The 16,392-nt window shown below is 39.1% G+C and carries 12 protein-coding genes; 4 read left to right on the top strand and 8 right to left on the bottom strand.

The features are described from left to right. Positions 1–69 precede the first annotated feature (69 nt). Genes pstC through pstB form a run of 3 tightly spaced genes read left to right on the top strand, consistent with a single transcriptional unit; the run spans position 70 to position 2,585 of the window. Positions 70–978 (top strand): phosphate ABC transporter permease subunit PstC, encoded by a 909-nt coding sequence (pstC, locus tag QQK09_RS09615; protein ID WP_284203916.1) that lies wholly within the window; start codon positions 70–72, stop codon positions 976–978. Next, on the top strand, positions 978–1,823 hold the full coding sequence (pstA, locus tag QQK09_RS09610) for a phosphate ABC transporter permease PstA (protein ID WP_284203915.1): 846 nt from the start codon (positions 978–980) through the stop codon (positions 1,821–1,823). The genes pstC and pstA overlap by 1 nt, the downstream gene beginning before the upstream one ends. A 12-nt stretch (positions 1,824–1,835) precedes the next feature. Then, a complete protein-coding gene (gene pstB, locus QQK09_RS09605) occupies positions 1,836–2,585 on the top strand; it encodes a phosphate ABC transporter ATP-binding protein PstB (RefSeq protein WP_284203914.1) in 750 nt (249 codons plus the stop codon). Positions 2,586–2,704: 119 nt separating this feature from the next. On the opposite strand, the gene QQK09_RS09600 is transcribed toward pstB, so the two are convergent. The 8 genes from QQK09_RS09600 to QQK09_RS09565 all read right to left on the bottom strand — a co-directional run bounded on the left by QQK09_RS09600 (position 2,705) and on the right by QQK09_RS09565 (position 13,804). Beyond that, positions 2,705–4,075, bottom strand: a complete 1,371-nt coding sequence (locus tag QQK09_RS09600) for an FUSC family protein (protein ID WP_284203913.1) — start codon at positions 4,073–4,075, stop codon at positions 2,705–2,707. A 14-nt stretch (positions 4,076–4,089) separates the two neighbouring features. After that, entirely contained in the window at positions 4,090–4,959 is an 870-nt protein-coding gene (locus tag QQK09_RS09595) for an HlyD family secretion protein (protein WP_284203912.1), read from the bottom strand. A gap of 312 nt (positions 4,960–5,271) precedes the next feature. After that, positions 5,272–6,744, bottom strand: a complete 1,473-nt coding sequence (locus QQK09_RS09590) for a phospholipase D family protein (RefSeq protein ID WP_284203911.1) — start codon at positions 6,742–6,744, stop codon at positions 5,272–5,274. A gap of 73 nt (positions 6,745–6,817) precedes the next feature. Further along, positions 6,818–8,872, bottom strand: coding sequence for a carboxylesterase family protein (locus QQK09_RS09585; RefSeq protein WP_284203910.1), 2,055 nt, complete (start codon positions 8,870–8,872; stop codon positions 6,818–6,820). Between the two features lie 172 nt (positions 8,873–9,044). Further along, positions 9,045–10,742: a hypothetical protein gene (locus QQK09_RS09580; protein WP_284203909.1), complete on the bottom strand. Its 1,698-nt coding sequence runs from the start codon at positions 10,740–10,742 to the stop codon at positions 9,045–9,047. A 505-nt stretch (positions 10,743–11,247) separates the two neighbouring features. Next, positions 11,248–12,642 (bottom strand): FUSC family protein, encoded by a 1,395-nt coding sequence (locus QQK09_RS09575; protein ID WP_284203908.1) that lies wholly within the window; start codon positions 12,640–12,642, stop codon positions 11,248–11,250. Between the two features lie 72 nt (positions 12,643–12,714). Continuing rightward, positions 12,715–13,581 (bottom strand): HlyD family secretion protein, encoded by an 867-nt coding sequence (locus tag QQK09_RS09570; RefSeq protein WP_284203907.1) that lies wholly within the window; start codon positions 13,579–13,581, stop codon positions 12,715–12,717. 10 nt (positions 13,582–13,591) lie between these two features. Further along, complete coding sequence (locus tag QQK09_RS09565) at positions 13,592–13,804, bottom strand: DUF1656 domain-containing protein (RefSeq protein WP_284203906.1); 213 nt, start codon at positions 13,802–13,804, stop codon at positions 13,592–13,594. A 599-nt stretch (positions 13,805–14,403) separates the two neighbouring features. Between QQK09_RS09565 and aspT the strand changes: the two genes are divergently transcribed. Then, positions 14,404–16,119, top strand: a complete 1,716-nt coding sequence (aspT, locus tag QQK09_RS09560) for an aspartate-alanine antiporter (protein WP_284203905.1) — start codon at positions 14,404–14,406, stop codon at positions 16,117–16,119. Positions 16,120–16,392: the final 273 nt, after the last annotated feature.

Here is a 16,392-nt window from a genome sequence, read left to right as displayed (position 1 = left end):
CAAGTAAAACTAGTAACACCCCAGAGTAGCGGCCGCTACTCTATTTATTTAAAAATATTGAGGTAAGTGATGGATAATGTGATTTCAACAGTCCGCACATCAACGTTGCCAGAGAAAGCAACTAAAAAACGCGATTGGATTGCAACAGGGTTCCACCTATTATTCTTAGCATGCGCTATGGTCGGTGTACTATCGGTTGGTACGATAGGTTGGTTTGTATTTCATGAGGGTTTACCTGCATTTCAACAGGCAGGTGTTGCACAAATAATCTTTGGTCAAGAGTGGTTACCACCGGCATTGTTCGGTATCGGACCAATGATTGTGGCATCGCTTATCTCGACATTTGGCGCAGTAATTATCGGGGTACCGATTGCTATTTTAACCGCGGTATTCCTCGCTGAATTAGCACCAAATTGGATGGCAAATATTGTGCGTCCAGCGGTAGAGCTTTTAGCAGGTATTCCATCGGTTGTTTATGGTTTCTTTGGTCTGGTTATTATCGTACCTATGATTGAAACTATTTTTAATATACCAGCAGGTAACACCATTTTAGCCGGTATCATCGTACTAGCAATCATGATACTACCGACGGTAATTACTATTTCAGAGACTTCTTTACGTGCACTACCAGGCACTTATAAAGAAGCTGCGTTAGCACTCGGTGCTTCGCAAATTTATACGGTTTTTAAAGTCCTTATTCCGGCAGCACGCAGTGGTATTTATACCGGTATCTCATTAGGTATCGCACGCGCGATTGGTGAGACAATGGCGATTATCATGGTAATGGGTAACGCACCAGCAATGCCAGGTTCGCTGCTTGAACCGGCACGCTCACTAACGGCTAACATTGCGATGGAGATGTCGTACGCAACGGGCATCCACTCAAGCGCGCTTTACTCTACTGGTATCGTATTACTGGTATTTATCGTGTTATTAAATTCATGTTTGTTATACATGAACCGTAAGAGGACTTACTAATGCTAAATAGAGCACAACAAGACAAAGTGTTACTGAGTGCCATTTGGGCATCAGCAACCATCACCATTCTATTTTTATTATGGGTTATTTGGCACATTTTAAGTAATGGTTTAAGCCATGTTACTTGGGAGTTCATCACCACTTCTTACACTCGAATTGGCGAGTCTTCAGGTATTTGGTCGATGATTATTTCAACGGTTTATATGGTTGGCTTGTCATTAAGCATTGCAGCACCAATTGGTATTATGACCGCAATCTACCTGACTGAATATTCAAAGCCAGGCAGTAAAGTGGTTAAAGTGATTCGCTTTTGTACTGAATCGTTAGCGGGTATTCCATCGATCGTTTACGGTCTATTTGGTATGACCTTCTTTGTGACAACACTGGGATTAGGTTTCTCTATTCTAGCCGGTTCACTAACACTATCGATGCTGATTTTACCGGTGATTATCCGTACCACTGAAGAAGCATTAATGGCTGTACCAGTAAGTTACCGTGAAGGTGGTTACGCATTAGGAGCGTCAAAAATCTACACCATTTGGCGTTTGATTTTACCGAGCGCAATGCCGGGTATTATTACGTCGGTAATCTTAAGTATTGGCCGTGTTATTGGTGAATCTGCTCCGGTTTTTTTAACCGCGGGTATGGTGACACAAATTCCACAATCGGTATTAGATTCTGGTCGTACATTGACCGTACATTTATACAAATTAACGCAAGAACTGTTTAGCCAGTCTGAATGGGATCAAGCTTACGCAACAGCGACGATCTTGATCGTATTAGTACTGGTATTAAACATGGCAACAAAAATTGTTGCCGCTCGTTACAACAAAGCTTCACATTAAAGGCGAATCAAAATGAACAAATTTAACATTAATAACCTAGACCTGTTTTATGGCGAGACGCATGCGTTAAAAAATATTTCACTAAACATCCCTAACCGTCAAGTAACGGCGCTTATCGGCCCATCTGGTTGTGGTAAATCAACGCTATTACGTACATTAAACCGTATGAACGATTTAGTTGAAAACGTGAAAATCACTGGTGATGTGCACTTTGATGGTAACGATATTTACCAAGATTCAGATGTAACGGCATTAAGAATGCGTGTCGGCATGGTTTTCCAAAAGGCCAACCCTTTCCCAATGAGCATCTATGAAAATGTTGCTTTTGGTTTAAAAGCACAGGGTAATAAAAGCAAAGATGAAATTGATGCTATCGTAGAAGAATCATTACGTGGTGCAGCACTTTGGGACGAAGTAAAAGATCGTTTAAATAGTGATGCTTTTGGCCTTTCTGGTGGTCAGCAGCAACGTTTATGTATCGCACGTGCCATTTCAATGGAACCTGAAGTGATCCTAATGGATGAACCAACAAGCGCACTAGACCCAATTGCAACGCATAAAATTGAAGAACTAATGGATGAACTACGTAAAAAGTTCACTATTGTTATCGTGACCCATTCAATGAACCAAGCAAAACGTATCGCTGATAAAACAGCTTTCTTTTGGATGGGTGAATTGGTTGAACATAACGATACTGCTGAGTTATTTAATAATCCTGTTGATCAACGCACACAGGGCTATGTAAGTGGCGAGTTTGGTTAAGCCATTTACTTAAGTAAATACCTTACCTAAAAACAAAAAAACCACCTTGATAGGTGGTTTTTTTATAATCAAATATTTTCAGACTTGTTATACCATGCGCACCAGTAGGGATAAGTAAATTAATCAGTACTAAACAATTTGGTATAAAATCCCGCCACACCGACACAAATAAATACCAGCATCATCATCAACAAAGGGGTTTCCATGGAATAGGAAGGCGTGAGTTGCAATGCCCCCATCGGCAAAACGACGGCTAGATTACCCGCTAATACCTTTTGAATACCTAACGAAGGTGCACTGCAGGTTTTCCAAATAAACACCGCATTAAGAAACAGGTATGCGCCTAATTGCCAAGCTTCTGTTGCGCTAGGTAAAATAAAAACATACTGGCTTAAGAAAAATACCCCCCATATAATCGTCCCTAAGCCTGCGTGTTTAATCGCATTGTCAGGTAATGTGACTAATACATTCGCAAGAATAGACGCGAGCATTGGTACGATATAACCACCCGGTAAAGGGATATAAATCCACATCGCTAGGCAAGTAGTTAATATACAGAGTGCTTTAACGACATTTTTAAAACGATTTTTTAATGGTAATAGGAATGTATTCTGTCGTTGTGCTTGAACGCTATATCTATTTTTTGTTTTAAGTAACCACACCGTTAGATCTAGCTTATGATCTTTTATCGATAGCATACTCTCTGCAATCAACTTTTCGCCTGCAATCAAGTCACCTAACATGATTTCATCAGCATGATTATCAGCTTGCTCATATTGCGTTAATAATGACTCAAGACGCATAATCACACTCATCATCAAACACCATATTTTGCGTTGATTACGCAAACGGTCACTGCCATTTAGGGGTAATGTCAGTATTTCATTTAATTTATTAACTCTTTGTTGCTGGGCAAGTGATATTTGCTTAATACTCCGATTGTTATTTCGCAATTGTGCAATACGTTTTTTTTGATCTGAGATGACCAGAGGCAGTAGGGTAAAAAAGAGATCTTCGGTTTTTTTGGGCCAGATCAGGCGAAAGACTAAGGTATAAATAACCACGCCTAGTAGGGTTTGTAGGGTGCGAACGATTGCAATGTTGAACGTCGTGCTGGCATCAAAACCACCAGAGCAAACAACAATGGCACAAACCGTAAACGCAATTGTTGCAGCATACCCCCAAGAGTTGTGTGAAGAAAAATAGACACACAACGCTAAAAACGCACAATATACACAAATAAAAACAAGATGATTTTGAGGAAAAATCGCCAGTAAAAACACAGCAAAAGCGATACCTATAAGCGTACCTACTAAGCGGTTTTGTCCCTTTTTTATTGCATATGAATAACTCTCTGTTGCGGCGACAACAAAGACCGTGATAGCAGACCAATAAGCCTTATCCCAGCCAAACGCTAAAGCAGATAACACCGCGAGTGCAACAGCGAGGCCAACTTTAATTGCTTCTTGTGTGGCAGGGTTAAATTTCACAACTGTCGTTTAGCTTATTGATCGTTCTTAATTATTTTTATTGATGCTGTTAAGCCCACCCTTAATTGCATGCCATCAGGCACATTGTCCAGTTTGATTTTTACAGGTAGACGTTGTGCTAATCGAATCCATTGAAAATTTGGATTTACATTAGGTAATAAATTATTGCCTGTTGTACCGTCTGCTTTTGCAATACCGTATCCGATACTTGTTATTTTACCTTGTAGCACAACATCGGTATCGGTCATCAATGTGACATAAGCTGCATCATTAGGGTTAACGCCTGCTAAATCAGTCTCTTTAAAAAAGCCTTCAATCCAAAAACTATGCTCATCGATCAAAGCAACTACCGGTGAATAAGCAGTGACTTGCGATCCTACACGTACATTCAGATTGGTTATATAACCATCAATGGGAGCATAAACTTGAGTAAAAGAAAGGTTTAATTTAGCCTCTTCAACCAGTGCTTTCGACATTGCTAAATTAGCTTTTGCGCTTTCAACTGCATTGGTTAAATTATTTAACGTTAGAATAGGTACAGAGCCAGGTTTTAAACGCGCTAATTCCATGCTGCGACGCTCTTCATTTTTAGCTCTATTGACTAATGCATTAGCTTGTTTTTGGCTTGCTGTCGCTTGATTTAGGTTCGCTTTGTAGATACTTGGGTCGATCTCAAAAAGTAGATCTCCCTTTTTCACTTGTACGTTATCATCAACAGCAACATTAAGTACCTGCCCAGTAACTCGAGGTGTTACTTGAATAATATGAGCACGCACTAACCCATCTCGTGTCCACGGATTATCTGTATAGGTTTGGTAGTGTGAATAACCAACACCTGCTGCAGCTATCACTAAAATAGCGGTAATTAAATATCGTTTGAACATTGTTTTATCCTTTGCAATACAACACGAAACAGTAAATTAACGACAATGAAAAATAGCACTTAATAACCATGCTACTGAGGATATAACCCATATAGATAGCTTAAATAAGCTATTTTTCATTGTTAAATTTTCCAGTAGATCAATACCCAAGTGAATGCTTTTACTTTAATGAGTCAACAAGAGGTGCTGTCTATTCCATCGGGTTAATAATAGAGTAAGGTTATAATAAAGGGATATTTAAAAACTCGTTAAGCGGCTATGTAGGATACCATCCATCAAAGCGACCACAGAGCAAGCCATTTAAAGGTCTAATCACAATTCTGACTCTGCATTCATTTTCCTAAAAAACCAATCGGGTAGGCTATGCCAGCCGCCATAATTAGGATTTTGATGATGAATTTCATCACCAGAATGCCACTCAACCTGACCTGATTTATTACGTAAAACGCGCCAATAGAGCTCATCTTTATCGTTAAAAAGGTAATCCTGTATCTGCAACGCAAAGGGCTCACTATAAACAAACAGCCCAAACTCAATATTAATAAAGTCTGATCTCGGGTCAAAATTTGAAGATCCGATGTAACTAACCTCGCTGTCTAAGACGATGGTTTTATTATGATAATATGTATCTGCATGATAAAAGTTATCACTGTTTTTAGCTTGGTCTTTGTATTCAACAATATTAATCCCCATATCGAGCAGTGTTTCACGATGCGTTTCATAATAAGCCGGCACGAACAAAGAGTCGTTTGAGGCAGAAGAGTTGGTTGCTAAGCGTACATCAGCACCATTACTAGTAAGCTGGCTAAGCACCACAAACTCACCGTCAGTCGGTACGATGTAAGGGGTCGATATAATGGCATGTTGCGCATCAGATAACTCTTTAGCAATAATGTGCTCTGCTCTAGAACGAAAATAGGGTTGGCTATCTTGCAATTTATTGAGTGAATCAAATACAGGGATAACCTGTACTTCTGTATATTGTGCTACGGGCAGCGTTGCTAATGTGGTTGCTAGATCTTCAACAATTGCTACATTTTTTTCCTGAGTTTTTTGATAGCGTTGCTTAAAATATTTAAATTGACCATCACTTTCTACGTCAATCAAAGTTGATATTGGTGTTAATAAACCACTTTCCCATAAACGTTGATAGTTGTTCGCAAAAGCAGTGATTAACGGCCCTTTAAATAAAACATCCAAATCGAAAAAATTCGCCGTTTGGCTGTAACCGAAATATTCATCGCCAATATTACGCCCCCCCAAAATAAGGAATTGCTGATCAACATTGAAGTACTTTTCATGCAAACGATTATCAAGCTGTTGTTGGTTGATTGAGAACTCTATAGATCGCCCCATCCACCCCATTTTTCTGGAGCTAAATGGATTAAATAAGCGAATATCTATATTTTCATGGCTATCTATATCGGCAAGCCACTTTTCATTAAAAACCAACAGATCATCTAATGCGATACGCACTATAACGCCCCTATCCGCAGCTTCTTTAAGTGCATTTAATAACATTAAACCAAGGGTATCGCCATTCCATGAGAAGTAGGTAATATCAATGGTTTGTGTCGCTTGTTGGATTAGGTTAAGGCGCTCTGCAAAGGCAATCGAAGCGCTTGGTAATAGATAAGCTTGTGCCGTGTATTGCTGATGCTGCCACTCTTTTTGGAAGTCTGGACTAACACGAGGATAGGGGGCGGCACAGCCAGATAATAGGACGATTAAAGCGAACAGGAAAAATGATCTCTTACCGGGTAAGTTCATATCAAATGCCTGCATAGTATCGCCATAAATAACGGGTAAAGGCAGATAGCAACTAATACATTTTTTAGCTGCTATCTGTCTGATTCATTTAATCCATGTACCCTAAGATTAAACCTAAATCATTTAGCCCATTAAGGCGACCTTCACGTAAGGCTGGATCTATTCCTTCGTTACTTAAATCCCAGTCATCTATCACAGATATTTCCCCCTCTTCATCAATATCTAATACATTGTCAGTCGATGCGCTATACGCATAATCTGTAAACAATGCATCGCTAAACCACAGGCGCGACATTTTTGCCATTAGAGTGCGATCTTTCGCTGTAGGTGACACTGTTGTTCTATCAATTTTATACGCTTTATTAAACACAAAAGGTAATTCAGAGGCATTACACGCCCCACTGACACATCCCACAGCCTTAATAACATCAATAATCTCCGTCGCACCGATATCGCCAGATAAATCATATGACCAAACATTAAAACTTGCATGATACCCAAAGTAATACAAAGCGACAGATTCACTAGTTTGTTGTGCTTTTAATCGAGCAGGCCCAGTAAATAGCATATCATTCAGTATGGTTTTATATTGCGACATATTCGCAAGTGCCCCACTCAGTTCACGCTCAGGGTTAGGGAAGAAATCTGTCAACTTCAATAATCCAGGCGCTTCAGCAGTTCCCTCAGTGATATCAGTATTACCTAAGCCAAAAAACAACTTAGTAACAGCTTCATAGGCGGTACTTGGTATTAAAGTAGCAACACATTGCAATACCTCCTCTTGGGTTTCAAGCCCAATACAAGCGAGAATATCAGAGACTAAACTATCAGTACCAGGCGATGAGATTTCATCGATAGCTAATGCTGCATTGCTATCATCATCTAACCACTCATAAACAGCCTGTCCAACGGATTCCGGATCGCCTAGATCTAAATCCGAATCTTCAATAAGACCTAGAATGGTAGGAATTAAAAAGGTAAGACTCGGTAACATGCCAAAACTATTAGACTCTTCGCTATTCACACCTAAAACCGTTGGTACGCTAAAGTCCGATTGAGAGGGTTGCTCTTTGGTATGATAACCAAGTTTTTCCGGCTTAAGAATACCATCTCGGGCACGATATTCGATATAGGGAGAGAATGGCATAAAGGCTGCAATAGGCGTATTGTCTACTGATACTAGCGGCACCTCGATACTCATACTAAGCCAATTAATCAGTTTTGAAACCGGGTTAAGCAGATCCTCCTGAATGAGCATAATATCGGCTAATGGATAGGCATCTATGTCTCTTAATTGATCAACATCTAAGTCAGAAACAAAGCTTTTTGCAACATCATAACCACGATACTCAAAGCCATATGGGTTGCTTTGCATAATCGCGCGCTGAAAATAATTTCCAGTGACAACCTCCTCTGTTTCCGTTTGTTGTAAAAAACCGATCGACATCGCACCAGCACCTTGTCCCATTAAGGTCACGTTGGTTGAGTCACCACCAAAATCGCTGATATTTTCATTGACCCATTCAAGCGCTCGTTTTTGATCGCCAAGCCCAAAGTTACCCGATTGTGCTTCATCTACCCACATGCTGCCTAATAACCCTAAGCGATAGTTAAACGTAACAGCAATAAAGGGTTCATTTTCTAATACTCCCTGGGCGACCACGGTATCAGCATGAATTAGTGGTTCAGAACCTGCACCGGTTTCAAAGTCACCACCATGAATAAATACATATACAGGTAAGTTAGTTGCGTCTGCAGGACGCCAAATATTAAGGTTTAAGCAATCTTCGGATTGTACTTGTAACGTGGTTGCGCTTTGCGGACAAGCAGCACCAAAACCAGTAGCATCAATTTCACCTTCAAAACTTTTTACCTCACTATGCACCAATCGCGTTGAGGTTGCATAATCGATACCTTTAAAAGCTTCAATTGTTGTCAGTTCCTGATCACCATCAACAGAGGTAACGACCACCGATTCTTCTAATGCTTGTACTGTGGCATCACCAATTTCTAAAGAAACTTGCTGTGGAGGAAGCGGCAGCAAATCCTCCTCTTCAACGCTCTTATTATCACCATTATCACTGCAGGCGACTAAGGAGAGTGAAATTGTTAAAGCAAGCATTGAGCGAGTAAATAGCGTCATAATAATATCCATCTTTATTAGTTATAATTCTTTAGTTTCAAGGCTCAGTAATCGCAACATTATTTTTTGTGTGCTAACTATTGTCCTAAGTTTGATAGCACGATGATAGTTAAGCGTGCTCAATTGTTTAAATCGCTTATGCTTGACTCAATCATCGTATGTTACTGATTGCTTAAAAACGATAGCCAAAGTTAACGGTACCGGCGGTACGAGTTTCGCCTTTGTTAAACAACACCGTTACATTATAGTTTTTACCAAACTCTTTATTAACACCGACTAAATAGGCCCATTTTTCAAGGTCAATACCTACATTAAAGTTGAATTTTTCACCATTCACTTCAACTGAATCGATAGTACCTGAGGTGTATGGCTTCAACCCTTGGTATTCAGCACCAACAAAAAATTGGGTACGATAATCAACTAATTGATAACCAAGCATTGGTTGAACAGTAAGAATCCCCTCCGAGAATTCACTATTACCCTCCAACCGAGTCATCGAGTACGTTCCAGTCACCGAGGCAAAGAACTCACGATAACCAACAGCAAGTGTGGTACCAAACCCTACGACATCATATTGAAGTTGCAACGGTATATTGAGGTTGCCTTGTTCACAAACAAAGGTAACCTCTTTACAGAAAGCATCACCTAAGCCAGTTAACTTATCATTCAGCTTATCCTTAATTATGTCGCCAGCTTTACCGGTATAATCAGCATTCACATTCGCTTCGACTTTTATTTTTCCGAATAAACCGTAAATATTCCAAAAAGGTAAAATATAAACATCACCACGCAAGACCAGGCTTTCAGCACTTACCGTACCAATAGATTTAGAAGGGTCGAAGAGATCGTTAAAATCTATGCCTAATACATTAAAATCGGTAAATGCAAATTCCATCTCTTGTTTACGATATGAAACGGAGATTCCATAAGGCTTTGGAATATCGATACCTTTTCGACGTATCATATCTCCCATTAATGGAAATAAGTTATCAACTTTCACGCGTGCTTCGCGCATACGTGGGTCAGAAGCCTCTAGCAACAACTTTTCATCCAAAACCGTAATTTCATCATCATCATAATAAGCAACCGGTGTAGTAATAGTCGTTAACTTGAAGGTTTTATTTTTCTTGGTCTCACCATCTAGTACCGTTGATTTTCTTTTAATTAGCACTTTTCCAGAGGGTAATGTTTTAAATATTATTTTTTGGTGATAGGTGTGAATAGTGTATTTGTCATAGGTGAAGGGTTGGGAATTAGTCAGCACCATGCTTAGCGGTTGACCATCTTTTACATCTATTTTAACGCGCATAAAACGAAAATAAGCGATATCTTGTGGTAAACCATATTTAGAATAGTTGAAGCTAATTTCAACATGGCCATTTTCTAACTCTACTGCTTTTACCGACTTATCATCGTAGCTTTGTATATAATCTCGCAAACGGTACTCGGTGCGCGTATTATCTTGAATATGCTCAATGACATCCTCTTCTTTAGCAAGGTTAACCGGATTATATTTAATTCTTAAATCGATATTCTCTTTCTCATCGGTATTCTGCACTAAGAATACCTCTGATTGACTAATCTGTTCGTCAATTTGAACACTCCTTTTTACATGCTCAACTAAATGCTGTCCCTGTGTAAGTGAACTCAACCCTAACTTAGGGATATCATCTGCAATGCCATATTTAGTAAAAATGGCTTTACCTGGTTTTTCTTTTGGGTCGACAAGTTGAGGCTCAACAATACTCTCAGATATTTTTTCCTCCTCTGCATTAGCATAGGGTACACAAAAAATCGTGAGTAGAGAGGCGGTCAGAGCAATGATGGTTCTTTGGCTGAACATGAGGATGATTGATGTTTTAATTCTCATAGTAAAAATATCCATTTTTTATTATCTTCTCAGAATTTAGCTTGTCGTCATTATTGTGTTATCTGCTTAAGCTTTACTGGCCACGACGCCCCTAAGCAGGCAGGTTTAACATAAATGTACAAATAACAAGCATCAACTGCTTTGCATTTTAGTTTCTCAATGTAAATAACCTAGGCGTTTGAAAAATAACTAACCTTGCTAGAACAAAGCCTATAGCACCTAATTATCAGACAATTACACCGTATTGCCAACAAAAAACATGAAATATTAATCACAAACAAGTGATAATGCAAGAATTAGTGAACAGAGGGGATAGTTTCTGATAAAAACTTACAAAAGCCAGACCGATAGATATAAACGTTAGCAATGATATGAGAATGTTGTAATTTTGGGCTTTATACACCATGGCAAAACAGTCATCACTAACTGATACTTTTGCGAGAAAAACCAGTTAGCGATGATATTCGATTAATGAAGTCGATTGCAGTGCAGATTATTTTAAAAATCAAACAGAACGATATAATTTATTGTAAAAATTTATAATGCCAAGAATAATAAATACGACAGTCAACATCATCAACGGTGTTGTTATCTCGAAATTAGGGCTTGACTGCAATGCCCCCATGCAAAGTACGACCGATAAATTCCCCGCCAACGACTTCTGAATTTGCAATGATGGGGCTTCAGATACTTTCCAGATAAAAATACCATTAAAAAGGTATAGCAACGCTAACTGCCAAGCCTCTGTAAAAGCCGGGATAATAAATACAAATTCGGCGAGAAAAAAAACTCCCCAAATAGCAGTGCATATCGCCGTAAATTTGATGGCTTTACTTGGCATTGGCGCAAGCACAATAGCAAAAACAGAAGCGACCATTGGCATCATAGAGCTACCTGGTACTGGTAAATATATCCAAAAGGCTAAACTCGTCAGTAAAATACTCACCGCTTTACAGGTAAATATTATGCGCTGCTTCACAGGTGCAGAAAAAGCACTAACAGGCGCTTTCTTAATACGGTAATTGGCTTCAATCTCATCACACCAGCGCATTAATTCACCATTATTGCTTTTAGGCGAACATAAGCTCTTAGATAAAATCTTTGCGCCTTTTACAATAATATTCGAGTCTATTTTTTCACCTTGTATTTTTTGTGTCATTAACGCTTCAAATTGCATTAGCGCCTTGACGATTAAACGCCAATAAACCCTTTCATACGCAAGTCGTGAACTATCGGTTAATGCCAATCCTAAAATATCATCCAGTTTATTAAGTCGAGAAATTTGTGCAATGGACTCTTCTTCAAGGTCTTTGATAACTTCTGGTGTCGCAGACTGTAGTTGATTATGGGTAATCAAGCGTAATTTTTTTCTGTTATGCTGTGTACTTAACGCCATAATTTCAAAGAATACATCTTCGGTTTTCTTTGGCCAGATAAAGCGAAATACAACACTATATACAACAATCCCAAGTACCGTTTCTTGAATACGCAAAATTGAGTATGCAAAGCTGGTATCTGCATTAAAACCACTCACACTTGCAATCACCACACATACAACAAAGCCAGTTCTGAAGGCATAACCGTAACGCTTATGCACTGACATGAACGCAGAAAATGCCATGAATAAAGTATAAAAAAGCGTAAACAAAACCTTATCTTGTGGAAACTGAGATAATAAAAATATAGAGGCGACAACACCAATCACAGTACCTAATAAGCGATTACGTGCCTTATGAATGGAGTGTGAATAAGTCTCGTTGGCAGCAACAACAAATACCGTGATTGCCGACCAGTAGGACTTATCCCACCCGAGCCACAATGAAACTAGAATGGTGCTAGCAACCGCTATGCCAACCTTAATAGCTTCTTTAGTGGTATTTTTAAGTCTGATTTTATGCATCGTTACGCCCCTGAGAAAATAGGTAATAGCAAGCGAGTCATTTATAGAGCTCGATATTTATATTATTTACCCTTATTTACCTGTAATAATTTTTACTGAAGCCGTCATACCAACTCTTAGCTGAATATTATCAGGAACATGCGTTAATTTTATTTTTACCGGGATACGCTGAGCTAAACGGATCCATTGAAAATTAGCGGTTACATTAGGTAACAAGTTATTACCTGTGCTTCCATCCGTTTTTGCAATACCAAAAGAGATACTTTGAACATACCCCTCAAGCAGGACATTTTCGTGTGTCAATAATGCAACTTGAGCCACATCATTACTTGTTACACCTCGCAGGTCATTCTCTTTAAAAAAGCCTTCGATCCAAAAACTATTTTCATCGATTAGTGCAACGACGGGACTATTAGCAACAACTTGTGCACCTACGCGTAAGTTAAAATTAGTAATATAACCATCAGTTGGCGCGACTATTTTTGTAAAGCTTAAATTTAGCTGCGCTTCCTCTTCCGTCGCTTTAGCAACCTCTAGATTTGCACTCGCAGTTTCCACAGCATTAGCTAAATTATTGAGTGTTAGCACAGGCACTGCCCCCGGCGTCAGTTTCTCTAAGCGTACTGAGCGTTGTAATTCATTTTTAGCTTTGTCTAACGCAGCTTGTGCTTGCTGAATAGAGGCCGTTGCTTTATGTAGATTCGCAAGGTAAACACTGTCATCTATCTCAAATAAAGGGTCGCCTTTCTGAACTCTCACATTATCATCGATATGTACGGCAATAACCTGCCCCGTAACACGCGGCGTTATTTGTACAATCGAAGCTCGAACCTGTGCATCTCGTGTCCAAGGCTCTGAATTGTAGTTTTGGTATAGCGTAAACAGAATAACCGCTGCGCTTAATACGAGGATGAATGTTGCTATATAACGTTTACTCATGTTTTACCCTTTAAATAATAGAAATAAAGCGACCAATCAGGCCTGTAAAAATAATTAAAATGCTTAACTCTGCAATGGCAGGCACTGCGATATAACGATGCAGGCCAAATTTCACACTGATAGCGCTAACAATACTTGTTAATATATAGGCGAGTGCGACTACAAATAATAATGGAGGGAGATAAATCTCACCAAAAATAAGCTCATGAGGCATTGTTGTCATTATTGGTGCTCCTATTGATAAATTAATAACAGGATAATAAACGAAGGTGCTTGTGACACTAAATCACTTAAGAAGGATTAAACCCTCACAAAGTGGTCAATCACCTTTAAGACATAATTAATGTGCAGCTAATATTTTTCAGAAAAGTGCTTGGGGTGTGAAATGAACGCCAACGGCAGTATGAGTATGACCCAACATTCACCTCTCTATCAGGCATAATGATTATAGTCAGTTTCCTCATTTTTAATGGCTAGCTAACGAGATATTAATACTTTTATTCTGGCGTTTCATCAAAGATTGAGCATGAAAAATACTTGTTTTTAAGCCACAAAATAGCCCCAAAAATATAGTTCACTTTAATTTACAGCAAGTTAAAACGATCACTTGTTCATTTCAAAGATGCATAAAGCACATCGGAGGGTTCGATCCATCAAGCATGATTACCCTCTTGCCTCTTTGTCAAATAATATACTTCCATTCCCGATGTATGCATTCATCAACATAATCTTACAAAGGGAAATAATATTGAGATAGCGCAACCCTATTGCAGCCCTCTTTTTACATCGATAATAACTTAAAATGAGAAAAGTAATAAAATTATGAATATTATTCATCAACTGTTCGAGATATCACCCTTTATTGCGCTTTTTATGACCCTATCACTCGGTTACATCATTGGCAAAATAACCATCGGACGATTTACCCTAGGCAGTGTCGCAGGCACATTACTGATGGGTGTCATTATTGGCCAATTTGGCGTGAGCACTGATCCTGAGGTAAAAAGCATCTTTTTTGCTCTCTTTATTTATGCCGTCGGTTATCAAGGAGGCGCGCTATTCTTCAAAGAACTTAATTTTAAAAGCCTTAAGTTTGTGCTTTCTGCAATCGTGATGACAACTTCCAGTTTATTATGCGTACTCGCTGCAGCATGGATATTTGACCTTGACCAAGGTACAGCAGCAGGTTTAGCAGCAGGTGGATTAACACAATCCACAATCATTGGTAGCGCAGGCGATGCAATTAACAACCTCGGTGGATTAACAGATAGTGCGAAGCAGCTGCTGCAAAATAACCTTGCGGTCGGTTATGCAGTTACCTACATATTTGGCTTGCTAGGCCCTATTATCATGATTACATGGATTATTCCTGCATTTATGAAATGGGATATCCGTAAAGAAGCGATCCTACATTTTGAAAAAAAATCAGATAATACAAGCGCGCTTACTTCTGGAGAATTTAACTCCGTCACTGCACTTGTCACGCGCGCTTTTAAAGTAGATACCAACAGCACGCTAAACGGAATGATACTGAGTGAAGTAAATATTACTTTTATTGATGCTTGTATTGAATTGGTTGAGCGAGATGGTCACCCCTTTATGAGCGACCAATCAACAATGATTCAAGAGCATGATGTGGTTATCATTACTGGTCGTAGTGACGTTATTTATCAGTTACAAGACAATGTCATTGGCCTTGAAGTTGCTATACCTGAAGGTCTTAATGTTATCGAAGAAAGTCGCCAACTATTGGTAAACAACAAAAAATTAATTGGAAAAACGTTACAAGAACTGACTGAACTTGCCAATAAAATGACCGATAGAGGCATCTATGTGACTCATTATATGCGTGAAGGTTGTGCGATTGAAATCACACCAGAGTTGAACGTAGAAAAGAACGATATCATCGAGATAACGGGGTCCACACACGATATCAGTCAAGTTGAAAATAACATTGGTAAACCTATAGGGTATTCATATGCCGTCGACTTTGCTATTTTTGGATTAGGGATTGTATTAGGTCTTTTTATCGGCCTTATTGGCTTTAAAGTGGCTGGTGTTCCGGTTCACATCGGCTCAGGTGCGGGCTGTTTAACCTCTGGTTTAATTATCGGCTGGTTACGTCATCGTAAACCAAGTATCGCGACACTTCCGATTGCAGCTTCAAGTTTTATTCGTGATCTGGGACTTGCTGTTTTCATTGCAATTATAGGTCTTGAGGCAGGCCCTCACGCTGTGCATGCAATCAAAGAACATGGTACATCACTACTGTTTTTAGGTGCCGCAGTAACACTTATCCCACAAGTGATTGCTTTCCTCTTCTCCTATTACGTATTAAAAATTAAGAACCCGATTGAAGCACTAGGAAGCTTGGCTGGCGGACGTAATGCAAAACCAGCTTTTGCGGCGTTAATAGAAAAAAGCGGTAATGCAGCTCCTGTATTTTCCTTTACCGTTACCTATGCGGTATCCAGTATATTATTAACGCTATGCGGTCCTATCATCGTCGTCATTATGACCCTTCATGGTGGTATGTAACCAAAGGTTTATTTTAATAACATTCAAATATTGCATTAATACGATCCCCCTATTTATGAATAAATAGGGGGATAAAAAAAAATTAAGCCTATTTCGTGCTGCATATGAAACTGGTGCTATTATTTTATTTGTCAGTAGCTTAAAAATAACAGGATCGCTTTTAATGCGCTAAATATGATGCTGCGAATGATTAAATTCGTCAGCTCAAAAATATTCGCCATTAAACATGTGACCTAATGAATAATACAGCCTGTATTTAAGATCATCTTTAGA

The sequence above is a fragment of the Psychromonas marina genome, from assembly GCF_030161115.1.
Taxonomy (GTDB): Bacteria; Pseudomonadota; Gammaproteobacteria; order Enterobacterales; family Psychromonadaceae; genus Psychromonas; species Psychromonas marina.
Note: the sequence above shows the minus strand (reverse complement) of the source record. Positions and strands in the feature narration are given on the sequence as shown.

Excerpts from the sequence above, each read along its gene's own strand:
- pstC (WP_284203916.1), top strand. The coding sequence starts at position 70 with ATGGATAATGTGATTTCAACAGTCCGCACATCAACGTTGCCAGAGAAA.
- pstA (WP_284203915.1), top strand. The coding sequence starts at position 978 with ATGCTAAATAGAGCACAACAAGACAAAGTGTTACTGAGTGCCATTTGG.
- pstB (WP_284203914.1), top strand. The coding sequence starts at position 1,836 with ATGAACAAATTTAACATTAATAACCTAGACCTGTTTTATGGCGAGACG.
- QQK09_RS09595 (WP_284203912.1), bottom strand. The coding sequence starts at position 4,959 with ATGTTCAAACGATATTTAATTACCGCTATTTTAGTGATAGCTGCAGCA.
- QQK09_RS09590 (WP_284203911.1), bottom strand. The coding sequence starts at position 6,744 with ATGCAGGCATTTGATATGAACTTACCCGGTAAGAGATCATTTTTCCTG.
- QQK09_RS09585 (WP_284203910.1), bottom strand. The coding sequence starts at position 8,872 with ATGACGCTATTTACTCGCTCAATGCTTGCTTTAACAATTTCACTCTCC.
- QQK09_RS09580 (WP_284203909.1), bottom strand. The coding sequence starts at position 10,742 with ATGAGAATTAAAACATCAATCATCCTCATGTTCAGCCAAAGAACCATC.
- QQK09_RS09575 (WP_284203908.1), bottom strand. The coding sequence starts at position 12,642 with ATGCATAAAATCAGACTTAAAAATACCACTAAAGAAGCTATTAAGGTT.
- QQK09_RS09570 (WP_284203907.1), bottom strand. The coding sequence starts at position 13,581 with ATGAGTAAACGTTATATAGCAACATTCATCCTCGTATTAAGCGCAGCG.
- QQK09_RS09565 (WP_284203906.1), bottom strand. The coding sequence starts at position 13,804 with ATGACAACAATGCCTCATGAGCTTATTTTTGGTGAGATTTATCTCCCT.
- aspT (WP_284203905.1), top strand. The coding sequence starts at position 14,404 with ATGAATATTATTCATCAACTGTTCGAGATATCACCCTTTATTGCGCTT.